The sequence below is a fragment of the Pseudoxanthomonas suwonensis genome, assembly GCF_010093235.1.
Classification (GTDB): Bacteria; Pseudomonadota; Gammaproteobacteria; order Xanthomonadales; family Xanthomonadaceae; genus Pseudoxanthomonas; species Pseudoxanthomonas suwonensis.
This window is the reverse complement of record NZ_PDWP01000049.1, coordinates 1-10,087: the sequence shown is the minus strand read 5'-3', so window position 1 is coordinate 10,087 and position 10,087 is coordinate 1. Positions and strand designations below refer to the sequence as shown.

At 69.9% G+C, this 10,087-nt stretch carries 9 protein-coding genes; 3 read left to right on the top strand and 6 right to left on the bottom strand.

What is annotated here, in order from left to right:
• The first annotated feature begins 75 nt into the window (after window positions 1-75).
• On the top strand, window positions 76-765 hold the full coding sequence (locus tag CSC68_RS15500) for a DUF502 domain-containing protein (protein WP_246193633.1): 690 nt from the start codon (window positions 76-78) through the stop codon (window positions 763-765).
• On the top strand, window positions 765-1,544 hold the full coding sequence (locus CSC68_RS15495) for a queuosine precursor transporter (protein WP_211365775.1): 780 nt from the start codon (window positions 765-767) through the stop codon (window positions 1,542-1,544). Before CSC68_RS15500 ends, CSC68_RS15495 begins: the two co-directional genes overlap by 1 nt.
• A gap of 19 nt (window positions 1,545-1,563) precedes the next feature.
• On the opposite strand, the gene CSC68_RS15490 is transcribed toward CSC68_RS15495, so the two are convergent.
• Both CSC68_RS15490 and CSC68_RS15485 read right to left on the bottom strand, forming a co-directional pair.
• On the bottom strand, window positions 1,564-3,165 hold the full coding sequence (locus CSC68_RS15490) for a phytoene desaturase family protein (protein ID WP_162204498.1): 1,602 nt from the start codon (window positions 3,163-3,165) through the stop codon (window positions 1,564-1,566).
• A gap of 35 nt (window positions 3,166-3,200) precedes the next feature.
• Window positions 3,201-4,574, bottom strand: a complete 1,374-nt coding sequence (locus CSC68_RS15485; protein WP_162204497.1) for an MBL fold metallo-hydrolase RNA specificity domain-containing protein — start codon at window positions 4,572-4,574, stop codon at window positions 3,201-3,203.
• Window positions 4,575-4,742: 168 nt separating this feature from the next.
• Here CSC68_RS15485 and CSC68_RS15480 point away from each other — a divergent pair, with 168 nt between their 5' ends.
• Window positions 4,743-6,800, top strand: coding sequence for a M13 family metallopeptidase (locus CSC68_RS15480; protein WP_162204499.1), 2,058 nt, complete (start codon window positions 4,743-4,745; stop codon window positions 6,798-6,800).
• Window positions 6,801-7,005: 205 nt separating this feature from the next.
• Here the strand turns inward: CSC68_RS15480 and CSC68_RS15475 are convergent, their stop codons facing one another.
• From CSC68_RS15475 to CSC68_RS15460, 4 genes are all read right to left on the bottom strand, one after another.
• Window positions 7,006-7,677: a rhomboid family intramembrane serine protease gene (locus tag CSC68_RS15475; protein WP_162204496.1), complete on the bottom strand. Its 672-nt coding sequence runs from the start codon at window positions 7,675-7,677 to the stop codon at window positions 7,006-7,008.
• A gap of 64 nt (window positions 7,678-7,741) precedes the next feature.
• Entirely contained in the window at window positions 7,742-8,092 is a 351-nt protein-coding gene (locus tag CSC68_RS15470) for an MGMT family protein (RefSeq protein ID WP_162204495.1), read from the bottom strand.
• Between the two features lie 91 nt (window positions 8,093-8,183).
• Window positions 8,184-9,305, bottom strand: coding sequence for an inorganic phosphate transporter (locus tag CSC68_RS15465; protein WP_162204494.1), 1,122 nt, complete (start codon window positions 9,303-9,305; stop codon window positions 8,184-8,186).
• A gap of 12 nt (window positions 9,306-9,317) precedes the next feature.
• Window positions 9,318-9,944, bottom strand: a complete 627-nt coding sequence (locus tag CSC68_RS15460) for a DUF47 domain-containing protein (RefSeq protein WP_019398087.1) — start codon at window positions 9,942-9,944, stop codon at window positions 9,318-9,320.
• Window positions 9,945-10,087: the final 143 nt, after the last annotated feature.

Below are 10,087 nucleotides of genomic sequence, written 5' to 3'. Positions count from 1 at the left end.
CTTGCCGCCCGCCTTCCCGGCAAGCCCCACGTCGTGGGCGGATCCTCGGTTGTTGGGCGCCCCCCCTGCGTTGGCGTGCCCTTGCGGCCCCAGCGGCCGCGCCGAGTAGCGCCCCAGCGCGCATCGCTGCAACGCCTGTTCATCACCGGACTGCTGACCCTGCTGCCGATCTGGCTGACCTGGGTGGTGGTGAAGTTCGTGTTCGTGCTGCTGTCGGGCATCAGCAGCCCGTGGGTGGTGCCGGTATCCCAGCGCATCGCCGGCTCCTTCCCGGACTCGCTGGGCTGGTTCAACGCCATGTGGGTGCAGAACACCATCGCCACGCTCGCCACCCTGGTGGTGATCCTGGGCGTGGGCATGCTGGCCCGGCGGGTGATCGGGCAGCGCCTGTTGCACTGGTTCGAGGCGCTGATCGCGCGGGTGCCGCTGGCCAACGTGATCTACACCAGTGCACGCAAGCTGCTGGACATCCTGCAGACCAAGCCCGGCAGTACCCAGCGCGTGGTGCTGATCGACTTCCCGCACCGGGAGATGAAATCCATCGGCCTGGTGACCCGGGTGCTGCGCGAGGAAGGCAGCGGCCGCGAGCTGGCGGCCGTGTACGTGCCGACCACGCCCAACCCGACCTCCGGCTACCTGGAGGTGGTGCCGGTCGAACTGCTGACCCCGACCGACTGGACCGTGGACCAGGCCATGAGCTTCATCATCTCCGGGGGCGCGGTGGCCCCGGAAACCATGCCGTTCACCCGCGCGGGGGACCGCTGATGGAGGCGGTGACGGCGCGTCCGCTGCAGGATCGCGCGGTCCTTCTCTTCATCGTCCTGGCCGCGTTCTTCTGCGCCAACGCGGTGCTGGCCGAGTTCATCGGGGTCAAGATCTTCGCGCTCGAGGACACCCTCGGCCTGGCGCCGCTGGAGTGGAACCTGTTCGGCCAGACCGGCTCGCTGAGCTTTACCGCCGGCACCCTGCTGTGGCCGATCGTGTTCATCATGACGGACACCATCAACGAGTTCTTCGGTCGCCGCGGCGTGCGCTTCATTTCATGGCTGGCGGCCGGACTGATCTGCTACGGCTTCCTGTTCGCCTTCGTCGCGATCTCCCTGGCCCCCGCCGGCTGGTGGCGCGAGGCCGCCGCCGCACAGGGCGTACCCGATTACCAGGCCGCGTTCGCCGCGGTGTTCGGCCAGGGCCTGTGGACCATCGCCGGGTCGCTGGTGGCGTTCGTGGTTGGGCAGCTGATCGACGTGGCCGTGTTCCACCGCATCCGCCGCGCCACCGGCGAACGCCACGTGTGGCTGCGCGCCACCGGCTCGACCGCGGTGTCGCAGCTGATCGACAGCTTCGTGGTGATCTGGATCGCCTTCGTGCTTGGCCCGCAGAAGTGGCCGACCTCGCTGTTCCTGGCGGTCAGCACGCTCAACTACGCCTACAAGATGCTGTTCGCCATCGCCCTGATCCCGCTGCTGTACCTGATGCGGCGGGCGATCATCGGCTACCTCGGCGCCGAGCGCGCACGCGCGTTGCGGGAACAGGCCGCAGCCTGAGCGGCGCCGGCCGCTGGCCTCAACCCAGGTCCGCGATCACCACCTGCGCCGCATTGTGGCCCGGCGCGCCGGTGACCCCGCCGCCGGGGTGGGTGCCGGAGCCGCACAGGTACAGGCCCGGGATCGCGCCACGGCAGTTGGCCTGGCCCAGCATCGGGCGTGCCGAGAACAGCTGGTTGAGGCTCAGCGCGCCATGGAAGATGTCGCCCCCGACCAGGCCGAACTCGCGTTCCAGGTCCAGCGGTGAGAGCACCTGCCGGCCCAGCACCGAGGCGGCGAAGCCCGGCGCATGGCGGTCCACGGTGGCGACCATCAGGTCGGCCACCTCCTCGCGGTGGTCGTCCCAGCTGCGGCCACCGGGAAGTTCCGGCGCCACGTGCTGGCAGAACAGGCTGGCCACGTGCATGCCCGGCGGGGCCAGCGAGTCGTCCAGGGTGGAGGGCACCAGCATTTCCACGATCGGCTCGCGCGACCAGCCGTGCTCGCGCGCGTCGCGCCAGGCGCGGTCCATGTAATCCAGGCTGGGGGCGAGGATGATGCCGGCGGTGAGATGGTCGCCCTCGCCGGGCAGCGCACTGAAGTCCGGCGCGCGCGACAGGGCCACGTTCATGCGGAACGTGCCCGAGCCGCAGCGCCAGTTGCGCATGCGCTCGGCGGTGGCAGCGGGCACCGCTCCGGCCGGCAGCAGCCGCTGGTAGAGCAGCTTCGGATTGACGTTGGCGACCACTGCGCGGGCGCGCAGCGTCTCCCCGCCCGAGGTCACCACGCCCACGGCGCGGCTGTCCTCGACCAGGACCCGTTCCACGCCCTGCCCGGTCCGGATCTCCGCGCCGGCGGCCCCGGCGGCCCGCGCCATGGCCCGGGTGATCGCGCCCATCCCGCCGATCGCATGGCCCCAGGCGCCCTTGACCCCGTTGGCCTGGCCGAACACGTGGTGCAGCAGCACGTAGGCCGTGCCTGGCGCATAGGGGCTGGCGTAATTGCCGACGATGCCGTCGAACCCGAACAGGGCCTTGATCGGCCCGCTCTCGAACCAGCGGTCCAGGTACTCGGCGGCGGAGATGGTGAACAGGTCCAGCAGGTCCTGGCGCAGGGCCGGGTCCAGCGCGTGCAGCTGGCGACCCAGGCGCGCGGTACGCAGCAGTTCCGGCAGCGCCTGCAGCCAGCCGCCATCGGTGACGTTGGGCGGCGGCTGCAGGGCCAGCGCGCGCAGCACGTCGGCCATCGCGTCCAGGCGTGCTTCGTACGCCGGCAGCATCTCCGCGTCGCGGCGGGAGAACTTCGCGACCTCTTCGGCCGTGCGCCCGCCCCCGGGGAGCAGGTAGCCGCCATCGGGCAGCGGCAGGAAGTTGTTGCGCCGGCGCAGGACCACGCGCAGACCGTGGCCGTGCAGGTCCAGGTCCTCGATCACCTTCGGCTGCAGCAACGAGACGGTGTACGAGGCCACCGAGTTGCGGAATCCGGGATGGAACTCCCCGGTCACCGCCGCGCCACCGACCACGTCGCGGCGCTCCAGCACGGTCACCTTCAACCCCGCCTTTGCCAGGTAGGCGGCGCAGACCAGGCCGTTGTGGCCGCCACCTACGAGGAGAACGTCACGCCGGTTGTCATCGCTTCGCATGCGGCAGGTATACCACCCGGGCGCCGGCGCCCGCCTCAGACCGCCAGCCGCGTGCCCAGCCGCGGCAGTTCGACCCGCGCCCCGTAACGCCGGCCGATCTCCGCGGCCAGCGCCTGGCGCGCGTCGTCCTCGCCATGGACCAGGGCGACCGGCGGCGTGCCGCGGAACTGGCCATACCACTCCAGCAGGCCGCCCTGGCCGGTGTGCGCCGACAGGCCGCCCACGGTGTGGATCTGCGCGGCCACCCGTACCTCCTCGCCGTGGATGCGCACCCACTGCGCGCGCTCGACCAGGCGCCGGCCCAGGGTCCCCTCGGCCTGGTAGCCGACGAACACCACGTGGGTATCGCGCCGGTCCAGGCGGTGGCGCAGGTGGTGCTGGATGCGGCCGCCGTTGGCCATGCCCGAACCGGCGATCACGATCGCGCCGGACACGATCGAGTTGATCCCCATCGAAGCCTGGGTGGACTCGGTGTAGTGCAGGTTGGGCAGGCGGAACGGCGAGGGTTTCTGTCGCCACACCCGGGTGGCCTGTTCGTCGAACAGTTCGTGGTGGCGGTCGTAGACCGCGACCACCTTCCCGGCCATGGGGCTGTCGAGGAAGATCCGCCAGCGCTCCAGCTTCCACTCGTTCCAGTAGCGGGCGAACCAGTACAGCAGTTCCTGGCTGCGGCCCACGGCGAAGGCCGGGATCAGCACCGTACCGCCATCGCGCCAGGCGTGCTCGAACACCTCGCCCAGCTCCTGCACGGTGGCGCTGCGTTCGCGGTGGTCGCGGTCGCCATAGGTGGACTCCATCACCACCAGGTCGGCCTCGGTGATCACGGACGGATCGCGCAGGATCGGCGTCCCCTTCGGTCCCAGGTCGCCGGAGAAGACCAGCTTGCGGCCGTCGCCCCACAGCTCGACGATGCACGAGCCGAGGATGTGGCCCGCGTCGCGCAGCGCCAGCTCCACGCCCGGCAGGATCCCGGTACGGACGTCGTAGTCCAGCGGCCGCAGCAGCCGCAGCACCGCGGCCACGTCCTCCGTCGTGAACAGCGGGGCCTGCCGTGGCTCGTCCGGGTGCCGCCGCCGGTTGGCGCGCTCGGCCTCGGAGGCGGCCAGCGACGCGGCGTCCTCCAGCATCACCGGCAGCAGGTCGGCGGTGGCCCGCTGCAGCCACACCGGCCCACGGTAGCCGCGCGCCACCAGCAGCGGCAGGCGCCCGATATGGTCGATATGGGCGTGGCTGACCACCACCGCATCCAGCGCCGCCGGGTCGAACGGGAACGGCTCGGCGTTGCCGGCCTCCAGCTCGCGGCCGCCCTGGAGCATCCCGCAGTCCAGCAGGATCCTCCGGCCGGCCGCCTCCACCAGGTGCATCGAGCCGGTGACGCCACCGGCGGCTCCGTGGAATTCGATGTCCATCCCTGCCCTCCCCGTAGTCCGTCCGGGGACATTCTGCACGCATGACCTCCGGCATTCCCCCGTCCGGCAAACGCCGGCGTACAGTCGGGGCACTGCCCCGCCCCGGGGCCAAAGCACGCCCGCGAGGGCCGGAGACCTCCCACCGTGAACATCCGCAAGACCCAAGCCCTGCTGCTGCCGCTGGCCATCGCCGCCGCGCTGGCCGCCTGCTCCAAGGACGAATCCACCCCTGCCGCCAGCGAGCCGGCCCTGACCCTTGACGAGAGCAGGCTGCCGCCGGTCGGCCGCTTCCAGCTGGCCGACCTGGACGAGACCAAGGAAGCCTGCTCCGACTTCGCCGGCTACGCCAACGGCAAGTGGCTGGCCGCCAACCCGATCCCGGGCGACCGCACCAGCTGGGGCGCGTTCGAGATGCTCGACGAGCGCTCCAACGCCGTCCAGCAGCAGCTGGCCGAACAGGCCGGCGCCGACACTGCCGCCACCGGCGTGAAGAAGATCGTCGGCGACCTGTGGGCCACCGGCATGGACGAGGCGAAGATCAACGCCCAGGGCATCGAGCCGCTGTCGGCCGAACTGGCGGCGATCGACGCGCTGTCGGACAAGGACGCCATCGCCGAATACCTGCGCACCAGCGCCGCCAAGGGCGGGAACTTCCTGTTCGGCTTCGGCGCCGAAGCCGACTTCCAGAATCCGGACCTGAACATCGCCTACGCCAGCCAGGCCGGCCTGGGCCTGCCGGACAGCAAGTACTACTTCGACCCGGACAAGAAGGACATCCGCGAGAAGTACGTCGCCCACATCGCCCGCATCCTGGAGCTGTCCGGCGTCGAAGCCGCCGCGGCCGCCCAGCAGGCGCAGCAGGTCATGGCCTTCGAGACCCGCCTGGCCAAGGCCTCCAAGTCGCGCGAGGACCTGAGCCGCGACGTCTCGCTGTACTACAACCCGGTCAGCCTGGCCGACGCCGACGCGCTGACCCCGAACTTCCCCTGGTCGAAGTTCTTCGAGTCGCAGGGCGTGGCCGCGCCGCAGCAGTTCTCGCTGGCGATGCCGGACTTCCACAAGGAGGTCGACAAGGCCCTGGCCGACACCGATCCGTCGGTGTGGAAGGCCTACCTGCGCTTCCACACCGTCGACGGCGCCGCGCCGTTCCTGAGCGACGAGTTCGTGCAGGAGAACTTCAACTTCTACTCGGCCACCCTGCGCGGCCAGAAGGAAATGAAGCCGCGCTGGAAGCGCGTGCTCGGCACGATCAACAACCAGGCCGGTGAAGCCCTGGGCCAGCTGTACGTGCAGGTCGCGTTCCCGGCCGAGTCCAAGGCCAAGATGGAGGCCCTGGTCGCCAACCTCGGCCAGGCGCTGGAAGCGCGCATCCAGAACCTGGAGTGGATGAGCGAGGAGACCAAGGCCAAGGCCCTGGCCAAGAACGCCGCGTTCACCACCAAGATCGGCTACCCCGACAAGTGGCGCGAGTGGGACGGCCTGGAGACCAGCCGCGAGAGCTACATCGGCAACGTGCTGGCCGCCCAGGAGTTCAACTACCGCTGGAACCTGTCCAAGATCGGCCAGCCGGTGGACAAGACCGAATGGGGCATGCCGCCGCAGATGGTCAACGCCTACTACAACCCGCTGCAGAACGAGATCGTGTTCCCGGCCGCCATCCTGCAGCCGCCGTTCTTCGATCCCGAAGCCACCGACGAGATGAACTACGGCGGCATCGGCGCGGTGATCGGCCACGAGATGACCCATGGCTACGACGACCAGGGCAGCCGCTTCGGCGCCACCGGCAAGTTCGAGAACTGGTGGACCGAGGCCGACGCCAAGGGCTTCGCCTCGCGCACCGGCAAGCTGGTCGAACAGTTCAACGGCTACACCACCGCCGACGGCCAGAAGGTCAACGGCCGCCACACCCTGGGCGAGAACATCGCCGACCTGGGCGGCCTGGCCACGGCCTACGACGCGATGAAGAAGGCCACCGAGGGCCAGCCGGATCCGATGACCGACGGCCTGACCCGCGACCAGCGCTTCTTCCTCAACTGGGCCACGGTGTGGCGCCGCAACTTCACCCCTGAGGAGCTGAAGACCCGCATCGCCACCGACGAGCACGCCCCGGCGCAGTTCCGCGCCATCGGCGCGCCGTCGAACCTGCCGGCCTTCGCCGCCGCGTTCAAGTGCGAGCCGGGTGCGCCGATGGCGCGCCAGGGCGATGCCCAGGTCGTGATCTGGTAATCCCCCGCGCAGGTTGATGCGCACGGGGCCCGGCATTGCCGGGCCCCGTTTTTTTGGGAGGGGCCACCGTGGCCGCACGGGGTCCGGAAGCCGCGGGTGCAGCGTCCACCGGCACGTCCCGCAGGCGATGTGGTGGCCTGCCGGAACGCCTGCCGCGGCCGCACAGGCAAAGGGCGCGGTCGCCCGCGCCCTTCCCTGCTTTCCGCTACTTCACCCGGCGCAGATGGCTGGGTCCGCGCGGCGGACGCCGTCCGCCGCCGAAGGGCGGCTGCCCGCGCCAGTAGCGGATCACCAGCCACCCGAACAGCATGCCGCCGAGGTGCGCGAAATGGGCCACGCCCGGTTGCCAGCCGGTGATTCCGAGCATCAGTTCGATCACGCCGAACACGATCACGAAGGTACGCGCCTTCATCGGGATCGGCGGGAACAGCAGCATCACCCGCTGGTTCGGGAACAGCATGCCGTAGGCCAGCAGCAGGCCGAATACCCCGCCCGAGGCGCCAATCGTGGGATAGGGCTGGCCACCGGAGGAAACGGTCCACCAGCCCACCAGCATCTGGCACAGTCCGGCGCCGGCGATGGCGATCAACCAGTAGGCCAGGAACCGGCGGGGGCCCCAGGTCGCCTCCAGCGGCGCACCGAACATGTACAGCGCGAGCATGTTGAAGAACAGGTGGCCCAGGCTGCCATGCAGGAAACCGTAGGTCAGCAGTTGCCATGGCTGGAAGTTCTGCGCCGGCGAGAACGGGTCGAATCCCTGCGGCGGCCAGAGCATGAACGGGCTGAACGTGGCGTCGCCGAGCACCAGCTGCAGCAGGAAGGCCACCACGTTGGCGATCAACAGCGCCTTGGTGACGGGGGGCAGTCGCGCGAACATCCGCGGCTCCATCGATGGGGGACTCCATCATAACGGGCGGCCGTGGAGTCCCGGATGAGGCGTCTCAGCCCGGCGGTGGTCCCCAGACGATCGGGTCCAGGTCGCTGTGCGCGGCCCCCGCCAGCCCGCGACGCACGCGGCCACCGACCACGGCCACGCCCTCGGCGCGCAGGCGCTGGCACTGCTCGCGGTAGCCCGTGGACCCTTCCGGGAATGCGATGCGGCCGTCGGAACGCAGCACGCGATGCCACGGCAGCGCGGGATCGCTGTTCTGCGACAGCACCCGCGCCGCCAGCCGCGCCCTGCCCGGCAGCCCCGCGCGGCGGGCCACCTCGCCATAGCCGGCCACCTGCCCGCGCGGGATGGCGCGAACGGCGGCGAGGATGCGGGCGGCGGCGGCGTCGGGTTCCGGCATGGGCGAAGCTTAACGCCGCGGCGCCCGCACGGTCCGCGCAAAAGGAAGGCCGCCCTGCGGCGGCCTTCCGTGTACCGCTTGCGGCTGGACCTCAGGCCCAGCCCATCGACTTCATGCCGCGCAGGAACAGCCAGGCCAGGCCGCCGGCGGCCGGGATGGTCATGATCCAGGCCCAGACGATGCGCTCGATCACGCCGATCTTCAGCGCACGCGGGTTCTTGGCGAAACCGACGCCCATGATCGCGGTGGAGATGCTGTGGGTGGTCGACACGGGCATGCCGAAGTGCGCGGCCAGGGTCAGTACCGTGGCCGAGCTGGTCTCGGCGGCGAAGCCGTGGATCGGGTGCAGCTTGACCATCTTGTGGCCGAGGGTCTTGATGATGCGCCATCCGCCCGAGGCGGTGCCGGCGGCCATCACCAGGGCACAGGTCAGCACGATCCACGTGGCGATGTGGGTGCTGTCGTTGTCGCCCGGGTGCAGGAAGGCCAGCCACGACGGCAGGTTGTCCAGGGTACCGGCGGCCTCGGCGCCCAGCAGGGTCAGGGCGATGATGCCCATGGTCTTCTGCGCGTCGTTGTGGCCGTGGGCGAAGCCCATGTACGCGGCCGAGGCGATCTGCGCCTTGCCGAAGAAGGCGTTGACCCAGCGCGGGCGCGCCAGCCGGCCGAGGACGCCGCCGGCGCGGGCCATGGCGGCGATGATCGCCCACAGCAGGACCATGATCGCCACGCCCATGATGAAACCGGCCACCGGCGAGGTGACCATGGGCAGGAACACCTTCCACAGCAGGCCCTTGTTCTGCGACCAGCTGCCCAGGTGCTGCGACCAGATCAGCGCGTCCCAGTTGTTGCTGGCCGCGGCCAGGCCGGCGCCGCAGAGGCCGCCGATCAGCGCATGCGAGGAGGAGGACGGCAGGCCGAACCACCAGGTGATCAGGTTCCAGCCGATGCCGCCCAGCAGCGCGCACAGGATCACCTGCGAGCTGGCCTCGACCACGTCGGTGTTGATGATGCCGGTGGCGATGGTGGCCGCCACCGCGGTGCCCATCAGCGCGCCGACCAAGTTCATCACCGCCGCCAGCGACACCGCGGCGCCCGGCGACAGCACCTTCGTGGCCACCACCGTGGCGATGGAGTTGGCGGTGTCGTGGAAGCCGTTGATGAACTCGAAGACGAGCGCGGCCAGGATCACGACCAGCACGAGGGTCAGCATGGCAGTGGCCCGTCAGCTGTTCTTGAGCGTGATCTGGTAGACCACCACGCCGGCCTCGCGGCACCGGTCGATGGCCTTCTCCAGGATCTCGAAGAATTCCTTCAGCAGGAACATCTGCAGATGGTCCAGGCGCCCGGAATAGATGTCGCGGTACAGCTCCAGCATCAGCCGGTCGGCCTCGTTCTCGATCGAACGCAGCTTCTCGTTGAGTACCGTCATCTTGTCCAGGTTCATGTGGCGCAGCCCGTGGACCATCTCCACCACCACGCCGGCGGCCTGCTCCAGCATGGCCGCGCGCGGGGCGAAGTCGATGTGCGCCAGGTGCTGGGTGGCCAGCGAGTAGCGGTCGGCGAACTTCTCGACCTGCTTGGGGATCTTGTACAGCGCCGAGCCGAGGGCCTCGATGTCCTCGCGCTCCAGCGGGGTCATGAAGCTGTCGACCAGGGCCTGGCTGATCTTCTCCGACGCGGTCCGCTCGCGCTGGCGGGCCAGCTTGAACGCATCCAGGGCCGGCTGCCGGTCGGCGGCCTTCATCATCTGGTACAGGGCCTTGGTGCTGTCGTGGGCCGCGATGGCCGCTTCGTCCAGAAGCGTGAAGAACTGCTTGCCGGAGCCGAAAATGGTCTGGAGTGAGAACATCGAAGACTGTCCTCCGCCTCGGGACGGGCGGCGATCCGGCGAATTATGACAGCCCGGGCCGGGGCCCGGTACTGCCGCGGTGCAACATGTGCCCTCGTGGCCGCCGCCGCGCCTCTGCTATCATCTGGCTCTTATACAAATCT

Bases quoted from the DNA above. Each gene is read 5' to 3' on its own strand.
- CSC68_RS15495 (WP_211365775.1), top strand. From the start codon at position 765: ATGGAGGCGGTGACGGCGCGTCCGCTGCAGGATCGCGCGGTCCTTCTC.
- CSC68_RS15465 (WP_162204494.1), bottom strand. From the start codon at position 9,305: ATGCTGACCCTCGTGCTGGTCGTGATCCTGGCCGCGCTCGTCTTCGAG.
- CSC68_RS15490 (WP_162204498.1), bottom strand. From the start codon at position 3,165: ATGCGAAGCGATGACAACCGGCGTGACGTTCTCCTCGTAGGTGGCGGC.
- CSC68_RS15485 (WP_162204497.1), bottom strand. From the start codon at position 4,574: ATGGACATCGAATTCCACGGAGCCGCCGGTGGCGTCACCGGCTCGATG.
- CSC68_RS15475 (WP_162204496.1), bottom strand. From the start codon at position 7,677: ATGTTCGCGCGACTGCCCCCCGTCACCAAGGCGCTGTTGATCGCCAAC.
- CSC68_RS15470 (WP_162204495.1), bottom strand. From the start codon at position 8,092: ATGCCGGAACCCGACGCCGCCGCCGCCCGCATCCTCGCCGCCGTTCGC.
- CSC68_RS15460 (WP_019398087.1), bottom strand. From the start codon at position 9,944: ATGTTCTCACTCCAGACCATTTTCGGCTCCGGCAAGCAGTTCTTCACG.